The sequence below is a fragment of the Proteus vulgaris genome (assembly GCF_023100685.1).
GTDB lineage: Bacteria > Pseudomonadota > Gammaproteobacteria > Enterobacterales > Enterobacteriaceae > Proteus.
The window spans coordinates 2080451-2097964 of sequence record NZ_CP090064.1 but is presented as its reverse complement, the minus strand read 5'-3'; the positions used below and the strand labels follow the sequence as shown (position 1 = coordinate 2097964).

At 36.3% G+C, this 17514-nt stretch carries 18 protein-coding genes; 10 read left to right on the top strand and 8 right to left on the bottom strand.

Features of this window, described 5'->3' with window-relative positions; genetic code table 11:
• Positions 1–100: 100 nt before the first annotated feature.
• The 3 genes from LW139_RS10340 (at position 101) to LW139_RS10330 (ending at position 1565) form a co-directional block, all read left to right on the top strand.
• Positions 101–364, top strand: a complete 264-nt coding sequence (locus LW139_RS10340) for a DUF3811 domain-containing protein (RefSeq protein WP_109408254.1) — start codon at positions 101–103, stop codon at positions 362–364.
• Between the two features lie 139 nt (positions 365–503).
• Complete coding sequence (locus LW139_RS10335) at positions 504–968, top strand: YhfG family protein (protein ID WP_247851168.1); 465 nt, start codon at positions 504–506, stop codon at positions 966–968.
• Positions 969–971: 3 nt separating this feature from the next.
• The gene (locus LW139_RS10330; protein ID WP_166541246.1) at positions 972–1565 is read left to right on the top strand and encodes a putative adenosine monophosphate-protein transferase Fic; all 594 of its coding nucleotides are present in this window, start codon (positions 972–974) and stop codon (positions 1563–1565) included.
• On the opposite strand, the gene LW139_RS10325 is transcribed toward LW139_RS10330, so the two are convergent.
• From LW139_RS10325 to LW139_RS10305, 5 genes are all read right to left on the bottom strand, one after another.
• Positions 1562–2254, bottom strand: coding sequence for a hypothetical protein (locus tag LW139_RS10325; RefSeq protein WP_247851167.1), 693 nt, complete (start codon positions 2252–2254; stop codon positions 1562–1564). The genes LW139_RS10330 and LW139_RS10325 overlap by 4 nt on opposite strands.
• 134 nt (positions 2255–2388) lie before the next feature.
• Positions 2389–3843, bottom strand: a complete 1455-nt coding sequence (gene xylB / locus LW139_RS10320; RefSeq protein ID WP_247851166.1) for a xylulokinase — start codon at positions 3841–3843, stop codon at positions 2389–2391.
• A gap of 72 nt (positions 3844–3915) precedes the next feature.
• Positions 3916–5232: a xylose isomerase gene (gene xylA, locus LW139_RS10315; protein ID WP_247851165.1), complete on the bottom strand. Its 1317-nt coding sequence runs from the start codon at positions 5230–5232 to the stop codon at positions 3916–3918.
• Between the two features lie 10 nt (positions 5233–5242).
• Positions 5243–6718, bottom strand: a complete 1476-nt coding sequence (nhaC, locus tag LW139_RS10310) for a Na+/H+ antiporter NhaC (protein ID WP_109408257.1) — start codon at positions 6716–6718, stop codon at positions 5243–5245.
• Positions 6719–6724: 6 nt separating this feature from the next.
• The gene (locus tag LW139_RS10305; protein WP_208105247.1) at positions 6725–7894 is read right to left on the bottom strand and encodes a MalY/PatB family protein; all 1170 of its coding nucleotides are present in this window, start codon (positions 7892–7894) and stop codon (positions 6725–6727) included.
• A gap of 188 nt (positions 7895–8082) precedes the next feature.
• Between LW139_RS10305 and LW139_RS10300 the strand changes: the two genes are divergently transcribed.
• Entirely contained in the window at positions 8083–9249 is a 1167-nt protein-coding gene (locus LW139_RS10300; RefSeq protein WP_109408259.1) for a XylR family transcriptional regulator, read from the top strand.
• Between the two features lie 40 nt (positions 9250–9289).
• On the opposite strand, the gene LW139_RS10295 is transcribed toward LW139_RS10300, so the two are convergent.
• Together LW139_RS10295 and LW139_RS10290 are read right to left on the bottom strand one after the other, a co-directional pair.
• Positions 9290–9580: a VF530 family DNA-binding protein gene (locus tag LW139_RS10295; protein ID WP_109408260.1), complete on the bottom strand. Its 291-nt coding sequence runs from the start codon at positions 9578–9580 to the stop codon at positions 9290–9292.
• Positions 9581–9691: 111 nt separating this feature from the next.
• The gene (locus LW139_RS10290; protein ID WP_109408261.1) at positions 9692–10132 is read right to left on the bottom strand and encodes a hypothetical protein; all 441 of its coding nucleotides are present in this window, start codon (positions 10130–10132) and stop codon (positions 9692–9694) included.
• A 597-nt stretch (positions 10133–10729) separates the two neighbouring features.
• On the opposite strand from LW139_RS10290, the gene LW139_RS10285 reads away from it, so the two are divergent.
• From LW139_RS10285 to LW139_RS10260, 6 genes are all read left to right on the top strand, one after another.
• A complete protein-coding gene (locus LW139_RS10285; protein WP_166541251.1) occupies positions 10730–11275 on the top strand; it encodes a fimbrial protein in 546 nt (181 codons plus the stop codon).
• 80 nt (positions 11276–11355) lie between these two features.
• A complete protein-coding gene (locus LW139_RS10280) occupies positions 11356–12033 on the top strand; it encodes a fimbrial biogenesis chaperone (RefSeq protein ID WP_247851164.1) in 678 nt (225 codons plus the stop codon).
• A 20-nt stretch (positions 12034–12053) separates the two neighbouring features.
• Positions 12054–14639 (top strand): fimbria/pilus outer membrane usher protein, encoded by a 2586-nt coding sequence (locus LW139_RS10275; protein ID WP_247851163.1) that lies wholly within the window; start codon positions 12054–12056, stop codon positions 14637–14639.
• 17 nt (positions 14640–14656) lie between these two features.
• Entirely contained in the window at positions 14657–15685 is a 1029-nt protein-coding gene (locus LW139_RS10270; RefSeq protein WP_166541254.1) for a fimbrial protein, read from the top strand.
• Positions 15686–15701: 16 nt separating this feature from the next.
• Entirely contained in the window at positions 15702–16262 is a 561-nt protein-coding gene (locus LW139_RS10265; protein ID WP_227336862.1) for a fimbrial protein, read from the top strand.
• Positions 16263–16271: 9 nt separating this feature from the next.
• Complete coding sequence (locus LW139_RS10260; RefSeq protein WP_166541256.1) at positions 16272–16808, top strand: fimbrial protein; 537 nt, start codon at positions 16272–16274, stop codon at positions 16806–16808.
• 8 nt (positions 16809–16816) lie between these two features.
• On the opposite strand, the gene LW139_RS10255 is transcribed toward LW139_RS10260, so the two are convergent.
• Positions 16817–17494 carry a Crp/Fnr family transcriptional regulator gene (locus LW139_RS10255; protein WP_247851162.1) on the bottom strand — a complete coding sequence of 226 codons (678 nt, stop codon included), beginning with the start codon at positions 17492–17494 and terminating at the stop codon, positions 16817–16819.
• Between the last annotated feature and the right edge of the window lie 20 nt (positions 17495–17514).

Here is a 17514-nt window from a genome sequence, read left to right as displayed (position 1 = left end):
AATAATAAATTAATTTCTCCAATTTTAAATATAATGATGGAGAGGAATCTTAATAGTGTTATATTAATCTCTCCTCACTCAACATAAGTAGGGTAAAAGAATGAAGAAACTGACACTCCAAGAAATGACAGATGCCCAACGAATGCGAGTAAGAACCCGAATAGCTCAAGAGAAAAAGAAGTTCGGACGTGAATTAACTAATGCTGAAATGAACAGAACCAAAGACTCCATTATTACCGAAATCTCCCTCGAAGTTGAAAAAGCCACCAAAAAAGCACAAGCCCTCAAGAAAAAACAGAAATTAGCCCCTAGTGATGAAACTTATAGTTGGTCAGCCAAAAACCATCGTAGCGGGTATCGTTAATTTTTTCCTTGCTAGTAAGCCCTATTACTAGCAAGGAATTACCTTGAAAGTCGTATTTTCAATTACTATTGTTAAATAAAAAAACACGATATAGTATGATGAATATATCAGTAAATTTTAGAGAATGAGAGCTTTGAACATGTATATTAAAAATATTTTAAAAACTAATAATATAGAGGATTTAAAATTATTAGGTTCTTTTAATGAGCTCGTCAAAATTATCGAAAATGAACTTGATACAAAAATTATAGTTACAGATTGGATTTCATTATACAAAACTATAATGTCAATTAATGACTTTATTCTTTGGTTAAATTCAGGTGATTCATTAAATTATAAAATGGGATCTTTTTTAGATACTAAAAAACAACTATCAGGAAAACTGGGATTTACAATTAAAGCAAAGAGTTGGAAGGCGTTAGAAGTAAAAATAGACAAATTAAAGAAATTACCTGTTTTAAATAGTTTTGATCCCTACGAATATTATGAAAAATATAAATTAGAGAAATTTTGTGATAGTTCAAGATTAGAGGGGTTAGATATAAAAATTCCTGATGAATCAACAAGTTTAGAAAAAATTCTAGCAAAGTATTATCAAGGATAACATATGGACAAATATGACGTCATCCACGACCATTATTGTTATTCTGGCTCAAGTACCTTAAAAAACAAATTAAACATAAAAAATATTGAACTCCTAGAGGAAGCAGAAAGAGAAATTACTGCCATTACAATTAAAAATATTAGATTTTTCCTTCCTCCTTATAATTTAGATTACCTTTGTTATATACATTATCAACTTTTCTCTGAACTCTATGATTGGGCGGGAAAAATCCGAACAATTGATATATCTAAAGGAGGAACACGATTTTGTACCAATACAAGAATTGCTATCGAAGTGAATAAATTATTTTTACAACTAGAAAAAGAAAACTGGCTAATTAATCTAAAACGACACGATTTCTGTAAAAAACTTGCTGAGTATTATATTGAGTTCAATATGATCCATCCTTTTAGAGAAGGTAACGGAAGAGTTCAGCGGCTATTTTTTGAGCACCTATCGTTAGCTGCAGGTTATGATTTAAATTGGAAAAATATTGAACCAGAAGAATGGATTCAGGCTAATATCGATGGAGTAAATATTAATTACGTGCCAATGGAAAAAATATTTAGCCGGATCATAACCCTTCCAAAAAATTAATTCCCTGCACTCTGAACAACAACACCCAATAAAGCGCCTAATGGAGCCAGTTTTGGTGTGCCTTTTAAATCATAAAGAGCAATATTAATAGGTTTAGGTAACACTTTTTCTACGATAACCACATATCTCGTTTGGTTACGTTCAAAAACATTGGCATTGATCCAAAAATCAATACACCACTGCAAGCTACCATCTTGTGCTTTGCACTCTTTTTTAAAATGAGCCTGTTCTAGCTCTTTTATTTCACTTTCCAGTAGTTTTACTTCAGGATTGATTGAAAATAAGAAAACACCTTGAATATCAGAAGCTAAAATATTATCGCCTTTATTAACGTGTCTATTTTGAATTTCAAAAGGAACGGCACCTTGAGATGCTATTCTGGCGCTAAATTTCATTTTTGGCATATATTTATAGATAACTTTTAATGGGTAATCACCATAAGAGATATTATAAATTCGGGTTTTACTCGCTAGTGACATCCCTCTAAGTGAAATAGCGCTACCATCTCGTATAACTAATGGCTCTTTATCTTCTTTTAATTCCAATTTAACTACTTCAGTAATTACATCTTTATATTCTTCTTCATAATGATAAGTAAAATCTGAAACAGGATTATTGTTCCATAGAGATTTAGTCATACAACCCGTTAGCAATGATACTCCGATGATAACTAAACCTAATTTTTTCATTTTGCCTTCTTATCTATTATGTTTTCAATATAGAGAGATCTCATAGTGCATCTTATCTTACAACTGTAAGTGAAAAATAAAACCACTCTTTATTGAGTGGTTTTAAGTATTACCCTGATATTGACGCAATATTGCTATATTTCCATCGTATCAATCAATGAATATAGCTTTTTAAAAGCATGATATTTTTTTTCGTATGTTTTATGTTTTTCTAAATTGGGTGTATGGCGTTTTTCAAGCTTAGGTTGAGAAAGAATTACTTGTGATGAATGAGTAGGGTTTACTGCTAATTGTGCCAGTCTTGCTGCACCAAGTGCAGGGCCAACATCACCACCTTGGCGATAATCAAGGGTTTTTCCTGTAATATCTGCCAGAAGTTGTCGCCAATATTCGCTTCTTGCACCACCACCAATTAACGTAATGTTATCCGCTAATTGCCCAGCATTATCAGCAACTTCAATCCCTTGTCGTAATGCAAAACTTACACCTTCAAGAACAGCTAGGCATAAGTCAGCACGTTGATGTTCATGAGTTAATCCCCAAAAAACACCTTTGGCATTAGGGTTGTTATAAGGCGTCCGTTCACCTGAAAGATAAGGTAAAAAGAGTAGAGGGCTATCAGCAAAAGTAGCGTGTTCAATCTCTTCAAACATCGCACTCACACTCTCAATTCCTGTCAATTGACACACCCAATCAAGACATGATGCTGCACTTAACATCACTGACATTAAATGCCAAGTATTGGGTAATGCGTGACAAAAACTGTGTACTGCATCGTCACTATTTTGGAGAAATTTTTCGCTAACAACAAAATAAACACCAGAAGTACCTAAAGAGAGCATCGCCTGACCGGGTTGGTAAACGCCAACACCGATTGCCCCCGCAGCATTATCACCGCCACCCGCAATAATAGGTACTTGCTTCATTTGCCATTTTTTAGCCACATCAGCTAATAGATAACCGGTGATTTGATTACCTTCAAACAATGTTGGCATCTGCCGACGCGTTAAGCCTGTTGCACCTAAAAGTTCATCACTCCAGTCACGCTTTTGCATATCCAACCAAAGCGTACCGGCGGCATCCGACATATCACTGGCAAAATTACCACTCATCTTCCAACGTAAAAAATCTTTCGGTAATAAAACATGCGCAATACGTTGAAAATTTTCAAGCTCGTTTTCAGCAACCCATTGTAGTTTTGGTGCCGTAAAGCCGGGCATAACTAAGTTACCAGTGATTTTTTTAAACTGAGGATATTTAGCCTCAAGCATCTGACACTGTTTAAAACTACGGCCATCGTTCCATAAGATCGCAGGGCGTAAAACGACTTGTTGAGCATCAAGTAAAACGGCTCCATGCATTTGTCCGCTTAATCCAATTGCCTCTATTTGTTCCATCGGATAATTGCGACCAAGCTGGAGAATAGCTTCTTCCGTTGCTTGCCACCATTGCAGTGGATCTTGTTCTGACCATTGAGGGTGAGGGCGTGATATTGCTAAAGAAACAGAATGGCTGGCAATAACATCGCCTTGCTCATTCATGATGATCGCTTTAACGCTTGAAGTGCCTAAATCTAGCCCTAAATACATGAAATTACCTCATGACCTGTATCTAATTAATAAACACAGCGGAAAACCCGCTGTGTTATTACGTTTATGCCATTAACCAAAAATATAGCGATTCACTAAACTTTCTAGCATTTCTTGACGTCCACTTTGTAACTGTGGCGCTAATGTATTGCTTTGTGCGTATTTCGCCACATCTTCAAGGCTTAATTTACCTTGTAAGATATTTTGGCCAAATTCAGCACTCCAACCTGAATAGCGCTGTGCCGTGAATTTATCAAGGCCACCATCTTGGATCATTCTTGCCGCAATGCGTAATGCCATTGCCATTGTGTCCATTCCTGAAATATGCCCGTAGAATAGGTCATATTTATCATTGCTTTGGCGACGAACTTTAGCATCAAAGTTTAATCCACCTGTAGTAAAGCCACCAGATTTAAGAATTTCATACATGACTAGTGCATTTTCTTCTACACTATTTGGGAATTGGTCTGTATCCCAACCTAATTGCGGATCACCACGGTTAGCATCAACTGAGCCTAAAATGCCTAACGCAATCGCAGTTGCAATCTCATGGTGGAAGCTATGTCCTGCTAATGTTGCGTGGTTTGCTTCAATGTTTACTTTCACTTCTTTTTCAAGACCAAACTGCTTTAAGAAGCCATAAACGGTTGCAGTGTCATAATCATATTGATGTTTTGTTGGCTCTTGAGGTTTTGGCTCAATCAATAATGTGCCTTGGAAACCAATTTTGTGTTTGTGCTCAACCACCATCTGCATAAAGCGGCCAATTTGCTCTCTTTCTTGGCGTAAATCAGTATTTAATAGCGTTTCATAGCCTTCGCGTCCACCCCATAATACATAGTTTTCGCCACCCAGCGCTTTTGTCGCTTTCATCGCTTCACACACTTGTGTTGCGGCCCATGCAAAAACATCAGGATCAGGGTTTGTTGCAGCACCTGCGCCATAACGAGGATTAGTGAAGCAGTTTGCAGTTCCCCATAATAACTTAACGTTAGTTTCTTCTTGTTTTTTCGCTAATACGTCGGTGATCGCCGCCATGTTAGAAATATATTCATTGATGCTATTCCCTTCAGAAATTACATCGACATCATGAAAACAGTAGAAAGGAACATTGAGCTTATGAAAGAACTCAAAGGCCACATCTGCTTTACGCTTAGCTTGCTCTAAAGCTTCACCAGGTGTTTGCCACGGTCTATCAAAAGTGCCGATACCGAACATATCAGAACCATTCCAGCAGAAGTTATGCCAATAACAAGCTGCGAATCTTAGGTGATCTTCCATTCGTTTACCCAAAATAATCTCATCAGGGTTATAGTAACGAAATGCTAATGGGTTATCGCTTGTTGTGCCTTCATATTGAATTTGTTCAATTTTATTAAAGTAAGACATGGAACCGTCCTTATTTAGTATCAAGTTGTAATTCTGAATGTGATCCAAGCTCAGCAGTCATTTCTTCCTGCTCTTCTGGTGTTAATTTGGCAATGCCAAAGCCCGTAAAACCCCACAGCATGGCAAAGAAGATGCCACTCCAGCACAATACAGCCCAAGGTAAGTAACTTAAGGTTGCAACACCTAACGTACCCGCCATATAAGCGCCTGCAGCAGTCCACGGTAAAATAGGTTCAAAGATAGTGGCGGAGTCTTCTACAGTACGCGCCAGATTTTTAGGATGTAAGCCTCGTTCAATATAGGCACCACGTAACATTTCAATAGGAATAAGGATTGAGATTTGTCCATTACAGGTCACGCCAATCATGGTTAGTCCGCAGGCAATTGTGGCTAAGATCATTGAACCTGTTGAGTGCACCATTTTTAACAATGCATGGACAATCACTTCTAATGCGCCACTTAGCGATAAAGTACCAGCAAAAGAGAGGGCGCAGAAACAGATAAGCAGAGTGCTCATCATGGAGTTCATGCCACCACGATTTAGCAAATTACCTAACAATTCAGGAACTTCTTTACCTTGGATCATCGAGACGTTGAAACCATCAACCGCACTTTTTACGATGTCATGTAAACCAAAACCTTGAATAAGATAAGCGTTAAGCATCGCAATTGCGGCAGAAGCTAACATCACTGGGATAGTGGGTTTTTTCGTTACTGAACCATATAAAATCACTAATACTGGAATGAGAAGAATAAGATTGAAGTTATAAACATTCTCAAGACCATTAGTAATTAATGTCACTTTTTCTGGCACACCTTGACCCGCTAAATCGCCATTCATGCCATAAACCGTCATCACAATCGCCGTTAAAATCAGCGAAGGCAGTGTGGTATAAAGTAAGTGCCAAATATGTTGATAAAGGTCGATCCTTGCTGCCATTGCGGCAAGGTTAGTATCACCTGATAATGGTGAAAGCTTGTCACCAAAATAAGCCCCAGCAACTACGGCACCCGCTGTAGCTGCAAGGTTTGCTTCCATGCCCACTGCAACGCCCATAAATGCAACACCGATGGTTCCAGCAGAACCCCATGATGTTCCTGTACAGACCGACACCAATGACGTGACCAATAACGCTGTAACATATAGCATTTCTGGGCTGATCATTTTCAAGCCGTAATAGATCATCAGTGGAATGGTGCCACCAATCATCCATGTGCCTATTAACAAGCCCACACTGATTAAAATCAGCAATGCTGGCATAGTTTTAGCAATCTTTTGTGAGATAGCTGTTAAGATTTCGTCATAGCGATATCCCAACCGTTTTACTAACAGTGCAGCCACAACAGTCGAAAGCACCATTAATGGTTCTGGTGGTAAATCAAAAGCGGCATAGCCTCCTCCTAATAACACCACCATAGTGAGAATAGGAAAGAGCGATTCAAGAAGCGTAGGCGTTCTTGGGCTGTTTATCGTTTGCGTTTTCATTGTAATTTATTCCAAACTGGCGTGAGGTAAGGTACGAATAAGCCGAGTGAAAACGGTTTCTAATATTGAACGAGGTGTCGCGATATTAATGCGGAAAAAACCATCCCCAACCGCACCAAAACCACGCCCCCAACTCATTTCCACTTCGGCTAATGAAACAAACCAATGTTTTAGTTGTTCTTCGGTTAACTGCATTTTTTGGTAATTAACCCATAGCATGTAGGTGCCATGACTTTGTGTGATAACCCAATCGGGAAAGTGACGTTCACATTGTTCCTTTACCCAACGTCGGTTATCAGCAAGGTACGTTTTTAATTCACCAACCCATTGTTGGCCTTGTAAGGTATAGGCTTGTAAAAAAGCGGGAACAGAAAAATATCCTGGATTATGAATACCAGCGGCAATCAAACACTGTTTAAATTTTTCACGATATTCAGGGTTAGCAATCACAATATTCGCTATCTCTAGTCCTGCTAAATTGAAAGTTTTAGCTGGAGATGTACAAATAAAAGAGTGCTGTTCTACATAGGTGTTTAAAGATGAAATAGGGTGATAGAGAGCATCATCAAAAACAAAATCTGCGTGCACATCATCAGAAATAATAAAAACGTGATATTTTTGTGCAAGCTTTGCTATTTTTATTAAGTCAGTTTGTTGCCATACCGTACCTGTTGGATTGTGTGGTGAGAGCAACATAAAACAGACCGACTGTTTAAACTTATTTTCTAGATCGTCAAAATCAATTTCATAATAACCGTCACGATAAATTAATGGGCTTTCTAATAACTCGCGGTTATTTACACAAACAGCATTACTAATAGGATGATAAGCCGGAGACAGCGTTGTGACTTTATCGCCTATTTGTGTGAAATTCTGGATATAAAGTGAAACCGCTTGTATAACACGAGGACAAAATACAATCGTCTCAGGGGCAACTATCCATTGATATTGGCTTTTAAACCAATTAGCGGCAACATTATTCCAATCATGGCTAAGATCGGTATAACCATAAATTCCCTTGTGATTAAATTCAGCAAGTTTGTTTGTAATAAAATCAGGTGCAGCAATTTCCATATCTGCAACAGATAATGGAATAACATTGGCGTTACTATTACACCATTTTGCGCTATAGGTATTTTGCCTAGAAATTAATTTATTAAAGTTATTCTGATACATGAAAAATCTCCTCGGCAATCGTGTTTAAAAACAAAATACTCGTTGTTCTTAACATTGGTTATTCCTATTTTTTACTTTGCTATTACGAAATTTGGCTTGTGTGATAGTAATCACATAGCGATGAAAGCAAGTTCTTACAAATCTAAAGCTATGGTTTAATGCCAGCCTTGGGGAATAGGTAAACAAAAATGAAAAAAGATACATACTTTCGTATTGTGCTGTTATTCAATGCTAATAAAGTGTACGACCGTCAAGTAGTTGAGGGGGTTGGAGAATACCTTCAGGCATCACAGTGCCATTGGGATGTCTTTATTGAAGAAGATTTTCGTACTCGACTGGATAATATTAATCACTGGGTTTGTGACGGTATTATTGCAGATTTTGACGATCCAATTATTGCTAAGCATTTAAGCCAATCATCGTTAGCGGTAATTGGTGTAGGTGGCTCTTATCACCAAGAAAAAAATTACCCGCCAGTACCTTATATCGCCACTGATAATTATGAATTAGTTCAGCAAGCCTTTTTGCATTTAAAACAGAAAGGGCTTAAGCATTTTGCTTTTTATGGTTTACCCGCAAAAGATCATCCCCATTGGTCTAATGAACGAGAGCACGCTTTTCGTCAATTAGTCACCAGTGAAAAATATCCAGGCATTGTTTATAACGGCATGGATATTACCCAAGAAAATTGGCAACACGCACAGAATCGTTTATCTGATTGGATACAAACTTTACCGCCACAAACAGGGATTATTGCGGTCACTGATGCAAGAGCGCGTCATTTATTGCAAGTTTGCGATAATTTAAATATTAATGTGCCTGAAGAAATAAGCATTATCGGAATTGATGATGAAGATATGACACGCTATTTATCCCGCATTGCATTATCTTCTGTTGTGCAAGGTTCACGGCAAATGGGATATTTAGCTGCAAAATTATTACATCAAACCCTAGAAGGGCATGTAACAGATAAACAGCAAAGAATATTAGTTCCCCCCGTTAAAATTGTTGAACGGCGCTCAACTGATTTTCACTCATTTAACGATCCCACTGTTGTTCAAGCTATGCATTATATTTATTACAATGCCTGTAAAGGGATAAAAACAGAGCAAGTTTTAGATGCAGTTAATATGTCGCGTTCTAATTTAGAGCAACGGTTTAAAAAGGAAATTGGCAAGACAATTCATACTGTTATTTATGAAGAAAAACTCAAACGCGCTCAAAATTTATTAGCCACGACAACACTCGCAATTCAAGAAATTTCCGTGATGTGTGGCTATCCGTCATTGCAATACTTTTACTCTATCTTTAAAAAAGAATTTGGTATGACGCCAAAAGAGTTTAGGGATGAGTGAGAGTAATATCTTCAGTACTATTTTATCGATTCTAGATATTTTACTTTCGACGGCTATTCGCCCAAGGATCACAATCAGGATGGTCGATCACTTCAATCACATCATCAATATCAGCTTCAAGAGAATCGAGATAGAGCGCTTCTACTTCAGCGCGTGCCCAAGGAGTTCTGCGCAAAAATTTCAAACTTGATTTCACGCTAGGATCACTTCTAAAGCAGTTAATCTTGATAAGTTGACCTAATTTAGCCCAACCATATTTAGCCACCAGCGCATTTACCTGCATTTCAAGAGTGACGCCATGTAGTGGATCTTTAGAAATATGTCCTGTCATGATTTTCTCAAATACGTATTATTAATTTCAAGGTAAGAAGCGGTGCAGAGTACAAGAAAGCCGTGGAAGTGGCAATAAAATGGGCTGAATAAAAATAGAGATGAAGCGTTATTATCCAGCATGACTTGTAATATAAAAAACTTCCCATTTGTCATCGCCAGTATGCCTTAGCGTGATCCTAAGATCAGTGGGGCCTTTAAATTCGATATTGATATCCTGCATTTCGACTTCAGTGCCATTAAACCAACGACGTAGTCGGTTTCCATTTGTTTGTTTTGGAAAACTATAAGCAAACTGATATCCAGAAGCAGGGATTTCTCTTATCGCTTTAGCTTTAAACTCTTCTAATGTTTTCCCTGTGTACATGTTTCGTTGTGTCAGATTAAATGCCTGTTCATATTCTTCATTATTGATATTACTAATAAAATTAGTAGCCAGTTGACGCTGATAAGAAAAAGAATAGGGTAGTTTAAGCCAATAGTAGGCACCCAATGCCGAAACAATAAATAAAAACGAAAAATAAGTGGCCATCTTCTTATATTGTTTTCTCATGATACTCCCCATTCTCATTTTTAAGTTTAACATTCCATTATAACCACCGTGTTTAAAGCTTGATTACAACAGAGTCATTAACTCTTTAGCCACAATGAATAATATCATTTCTTTGCACCATCGCTTTATTTAAATAAAATTAATCTGTAATACAGGTTATTAACTTTTATTTTATTAATACTAGCGATTTATACGTAGAGCCTAAATTTTATACTGCGCGTGATCAAACATTTATATTATTTATCTAATATAAGGATAAATCCTAAGAAAGCGTTAAATTCTATGTCCTCTGAAATTTTACGTTACAATTTCGAACATTATATCAAGCACTCACAAGATGCTTATTATCAGATTTTAATATTATATGTAAGTTAAAAATCAGACTAAATCACCAAAAACAAAGTACAAAAATGATATTTAAAAATTTAATATTTCAAACTACAGCAAATTTTTGAAAAGGTATTGCAATGTAGATCTCATAAGGAAAAGTAAATATAATTTCTTCGAGTTGAACATGCCGGCACATATTTAATGTTTAAATCTTCGAAATATTGCCGACTAAATAAATAAACATTATTTAATTTAACGAGAAAACTTATGACTTTTTCTAAAACACTTTTAATCACATCTATTATTGCAGCTTCATTTTCTGGTATTGCAAATGCAGCACCTGCTGATGGTAACACAACTGGTGTTATTCATTTTAAAGGTCAATTTATTGATTCAACTTGCACAGTTGAAACTAATAACCAAAATCAAAATGAAGGCACGGTCCAATTAGGCACTTGGTTAACAAATACCTTTAATACTGTAGGTGAAAAAACAGAAGCAATGCCATTTACCATCGGCTTAAGTGGTTGCCCTGCAACATTAGGAACCGCACGAGTGACATTTGAAGGAACTGAAGATAATGAAAACCCTAGCTTATATAAAGTAAGTGACGCAAAAGGTGTTGGTATTGGTCTTTTAGGTGATCCTAACAGTGAGACTTATTTCACGCCAAATACTGAAGCAGAAGGTATTACACTAAAAGGTAATCAAGGTCAAAAAACATATTATGCGCGTTATGTAACCACGGCAGAAGAAGTATCACCAGGAAATGCTAATGCGGATGTTACTGTGACAATTAAATATACTCAATAATTTATTACTCTATATTTAATTACCCCATATTTACGTCAAAGGGGAACGTAGGTTCCCTCTTTTTTTCAAAGGAAATATAAATGAAAAAATCAATTATTGCCTTATCACTTTTAAGCATAGTTACTATTAATGCTAATGCGAGTGTAGTATTAGGTGGTACTCGTGTTATTTATGAAGGTGACAAAAAAGAGGCATCAATCTCCGTTAGAAATAATGAAAAAATACCTTATCTAGTTCAATCATGGATTGAAAATTTTGATAATAATGACTCAACTAAACCGCCATTTTCAGTAACACCACCTTTATTTAGAATTGAAGCAGAATCAGCAAATGCAGTGCGTATTGTATTAACAGATCCTCGTTTATCAACAAATAAAGAATCTGTTTATTGGTTAAATATAAAATCTATTCCACCAACAGATCCTAATGCTGTCAATAATTTGACTATTTCTGTTAATAATAAAATTAAGCTTATTTATAGACCTGCAAACTTATCGAAATCAGCGGCGGCGACAGCTTATGAAACCTTAACGTTTGAAAAACAAGGCGACCAATTAAAAGCTAAAAATCCAACACCTTATTATGTTTCATTTGGTCAATTAGTCGTAGGTAATAAAGAATTAGATAACCCAGGCATGGTACCTCCAATGGCTGAAGCCTCGTGGAATATCTCTGGTATTCAAGCCAACCAAGTGACATGGAATGCAGTTAACGATCACGGTTCAATCACGGATAATAAAACACAAACATTGAAATAATAATTGGATGATTATTCATTATGCGCCTTATTACAAATCACAAAAAAACAGAAAAAAATTGTAATAAATACATTATCTCTTCGCATAATGGATTATTTACATTTCAATTAAAAAGAATATCTCAAGCTATTGCTACTATTATTATTGTTGGAGCAACAGCGAATTATTCCATTGCAAATGACTATTTTAGTCCAAATTCATTAAGTATTATTGATGGACAGAACATTGCAGATATAGAAAGCCTTGACCAATTCTCCAAACCTGGAGGGCAATTAGCTGGAAATTATCACGTCGATATTATTATTAATAATATTGTTGTTGATGCAAAAAACATTACATTTATTAGTAATGAAAAAACAGGTCAATTAATGCCTGTATTAAAAAAAGAAGATTTAAATGATTGGGGTATCAAAGTTGATTCTATTTCTGATTTGGCTTCATTAGCACCAACACACGAAATTACTGATATCAGCGATTATATTGCTGATGCAAAAACAGAATTAGCATTAAATCAGCAAAAATTAATGTTTTCTATCCCCCAAATTGCGATGGAAAAAATAGTACCGGGAACAATTCCAAGTAGTAAATGGGAAAATGGGTTACCAGCATTAGTTTTAAATTACTACTATAGCGGTTCAAATAACTGGAGCCGTACAGGAGGTCAAGACACTAATAATCACTATGTAAACTTTCGCAGTAGTGCAAATTTAGGCCCTTGGCGCTTAAAAAACTATTCAACTTTTAGCGAAAGTTCAGCAGGTAGAGAGTGGAAAAGCATCGAAACGAGCTTAGAGAGAGGGATTAATAACCTAAAATCACAATTAATTATGGGTGATACCTCAACACCAAGTGACGTATTTGACAGCTTTCAATTTCGAGGCATTCAATTACAAAGTGATGAGGCAATGTTACCAAGCTCAATGCGTGGTTTTGCTCCGGTGATCCGTGGTATTGCACAAAGTAATGCAGAAATTACCATCAAACAAAATAATTATGTAATTTACCAAGCTTATGTCGCGCCAGGTGCTTTTGAAATTGATGATCTCTATTCAACAGGAACTAGCGGTGACTTAACGGTGCTAATTAAAGAAGCGGATGGTACAGAGCGCTCTTTTGTTGTGCCATTTTCATCAATTGCCATTATGCAACGTGAGGGGCAATTTAAATATTCACTCACAGGGGGAAAATTTAAATCTAATGCTGACAACGCCAAAGAGCCAGAATTTGTGCAAGGTACGGCCATTTATGGTTTACCTAAAGGTGTTACAGGTTATACAGGCGTATTGCTCTCAAAAGATCATCAATCTTATGTTGCTGGTGTTGGTGTTAACTTAGGTAGTTTAGGGGCGTTCTCAACAGATATTACCCATGCGAATACTCAAAACTTAGCAGGTAAAAATAATAATAGTGGGCAGTCTTATCGCTTCCAATACTCTAAAAATATGATGACAACGGGAACCTCTGTCACATTGGCTAATTATCGCTATTCAACAGAAGGTTATTACAGCTTTACTGAAGCCAATAACCATTACAGCGATGAGTTACATCATGACAATAAAAAGAATCGCTTTCAGATAACATTGAGCCAGTCTTTAAATGACTACGGTAGTATTTATTTTTCTACCTATCAGCAAGATTATTGGGATCGTTCAGGAAAAGAGCGCTCCATAAGCTCTGGCTATAGTAATAATATGGGCGGAATTTCTTATAATTTAAATTATAGCTATTCAAGCACACCTAATCAGCGTAAGTCAGATAATCGATTTGCGTTCTCTGTTTCTATACCTTTGGATAGCATGGCGGGAAGTTACACGTCATTAAACAGCAGTGTAACAACAGATAATAACGGTAATGCTGACATGATGGCCGGTATTAGTGGCAGTTTACTTGAGAACAATAACCTAAATTATTCAGTCCAGCAGTCTTATGGCAATAAAGAAAATAATGCTAGTGGTAATGCATCTGCTTCTTATCGCGCAAGTTATGGTGTCGCTAATGTAGGCTATGGTTATGACAAACATTCACAACGAGCTAATTATGGATTAACAGGTGCTGTGGTTGCTCATCCTTATGGCGTGACACTGTCACAACCTATTTATGATTCGTTCGCCATTGTTAGAGCACCAGATGCCAAAAATGTGCAAATTCAAAATCGCACAGGTGTTTCCACCGATTGGCGAGGCTATGCCATCGTACCTTATTTAAACGCATATTCTAAGAATGAAATTACATTAGATATCAGCTCATTACCTGACAACGTTGAATTAAAGAATAATACCGTCACGCTTATCCCAACGAAGGGAGCCGCTATGCTTGCTGATTATCAAACTCATGTGGGATATCGCGTGTTATTTACCGTTATTAACAACGGTAAACCTGTTCCATTTGGTGCTTTAGCTCAATTATCACAACAAACCAATGAACAAGAGGTAAGTACAGGTATTGCCGATGAGAATGGGGATGTCTATCTCAGTGGAATGCCAGAAAAAGGACAGCTTACCGTGTCATGGGGCAAAAACACGCAAGATCAATGTATTGCAGATTATCATTTAACGGCAGAGCAATTAAAACAGCATTTGCCAACCTTAACTGTTAATTGCCGTTAATTAAGAGGATCTTCATTATGAATATTAAACAATTTATTATTGCTACTTCTTTAACCTTGTTTTCATCTCAGGCATTAAGTGATGGTACTTTTTACCTCGGTATTAATAATTTTATTATTGATGATATAGCTCAAAAAAAACCATCAGGCTCTCTTTTAGGTAATGGTTGGCAAACATTCAGCGCAAGCTCTGATGAAAATTTATGCGAGGCGTTTACACCTGGCAAATATAACTATGTAACAAAGATCACAACAAATTTATCAGGTATTTCTGCAATACGCGAAGATTCACAATCTTATCCTGTTTTTAAAACCAACATAGATGGCATCGGTTATATTATGGGATATCGTCAACAAGGAACATCACAGTGGTATCCCATTACTTCTGCTGAAACCTATCGTGAGACAAAAGATAATACCGTAAAGCTTTATTTAGAAATGAAAATTGCCTTTGTAAAGACGGTATCTGGCGAAATAAATAAAAGTACATCTAATAGAATAAATTTAGAATCATTAAACTTTCAATGTACTCGAGGAACAACATCTTTGGTTATGGGGGTGGGTTTAATTGTACGAAGTTCACCTGCTGTGACGTGGAAAGAGAGCAGTTGTGAAGTAAAAACCAAACGTGAAACCGTTGATTTAGGGACTCATGAGCTGGCGGCAATACGCAAATTGGGTATTGGTGATAATTTTGGTTATGCACAACAATCAATGACGGTTGAATGCCCTGAAAATATGATTGTTGATTACACGATTGCTGATAATAACAACCCAAATAATATTGGCTCAGATATTATTTATTTAGAAAATCAGAGCAATAACCCCGGCTTTGGTGTGCAGATGTTTGAATCAGGAAGCTCTGAAGCTTTAAAACTCGGTGGCGATAGAAAAACACCGGGTAATTATCAATATTCTTTTGCGAAAACAACCAATAAGAAAGAAGTGATAAATAAAGATTTTGATTTTAAATACGTAAAATTATCTGACAATGTCAAGGCGTCTGATGGCAATGCTAAAGTCACTGTAACGTTAGTTTATCGCTAATTTAGAAGGAACTATCGTGAAAAATAAATCAATTTTAAAAAAGAGTGTTATTCAGTGCATTTTATTCGCATTAGTATTCTTTTCTTTCTCTGTCTTTGCTAGTGATAGCGTTAAAGTCAATTATACGGGTTCGATAAAAGCGGCGGCTTGTAGCATTGAAACAAATAATTTAAATGTCGAATTAGGTACTTGGTTATTAACAGGAAATGGCAATAATTTCTCTGCGGGCAGTACAACTGATTGGGTTGAATTTGAATTAGTCTTTAATTGTAAAATGCAAAGTAGTCAAGTGGTAGGTTCATTACAAGGAGCACCTGCATCAGATAAAAACTTATTTAAGCTTGACGATATCGCCAATGCTGCCTCAGGAATGGCTATTCAAATTGAAGCCTATTCTCCAGAGCGCAACCACTGGGAAGCTAAAAATGCCAATGAGTTAAGTGTGTTATTAAGCTCGAAAGAAGTTACCAATGGTATTAATAAATTGAAATTAAGAGCTCGTTATAAACAGTTAGAAAATACGGCAACGCCGGGCAAAGCTAATGCTTCAATTACCTTTGTTGTGCAAAGTAATTAAGGAATAATGATGAAACCAATCCAATCCATAATCCTTTTTGTCTCTTCCTTATTATTTTCTTCACAAGTAATAAGTTATGACACCTTATTTGATATTAAAGGAAAGGTGCAAGCTAGTACCTGCATATTAGAGTCATCAAAAATCAAAGAGGTTAACCTTGGGCATATTTCCTTAAGTAACAACGGATTTGGCGAACAGATACATTCAACAAGCGAAAAAATAGACTGGAATATAACCCTAGAGTGTCCTGAAGGTTTGCCCGTTATTTTAAATCCTAGAGGAACTGCCTTTTCTGGCGACAATACTGTTTTGGCATTAAATCCTTCATCTGATAATGCCAAAGGAGTTGGTGTTGAAACACAATACAGTGTAAATGGCAGTAATTGGTCTACATTAGAATTAAATAAACGTAATACCGTGATTAGCGCCACCCAAAATGAAGGTGAAGTAACTTTAAATTTTAGGGGTTATTACAAACAAATGGAAAAAGACGTTTTCCCTGGGACAGCAAATGCTACATTAGATCTTGAAATTGTTTATCAATAAAACGTTTATTAAACTAAGCCATTAAGCTGAGACAATAACTCTTCGTCCAACACCGTTATCGATTTGCTCTTTAATTTAATCGCCTTAATACTGACTAAATGAGCTAAAGCGCGGTTTAATTGTCTGGTTGAGATCCCAAGCATTGCCGCTAATGAGTCTCTTTTTTCTAATTGAAAAGAGACTCCTTCTTGTTGTGTTTTAAAAAATAAATATCGGCGTAGTTTAAATTCTGAAGAATAGGGTGACTGAGAGTGTCTTAATGAAGATTGATAAAGTTTTTGGCTTAATTGCTGGCAAATAAAGGTGAGAAAATTAGCATCTTGTAATGCTTTTTGTCTGATTATGGAAAGAGGTAATGCTAATAAATAGGAAGGAACTAAGGCTTGTACAGTACTAAAGATCATTTCATCTTTGGTTGAAAAAAGCTCTAAATCACCAATAACACAGAAAGCTTGTTCAAAAGAAAAAACCACATGCTCACCGTTTATTTCATAGCGTTCAATTTGTAATTTCCCTTCCACTAAGCAGTATAAATGTGTTGCTTGGCAATTTTGTGTAATTAAATACTCACCTGTTTTCACTTCCATTAACCGCAGAGAAGACAATAAAGTATCAGATAAATAAGTATCAAGCTGATGCTTTAAAATAAAAGCGTTACGTTTTTTTTCATTATTAACTACTTTCACTTTTATTTTCCTTCCACAAT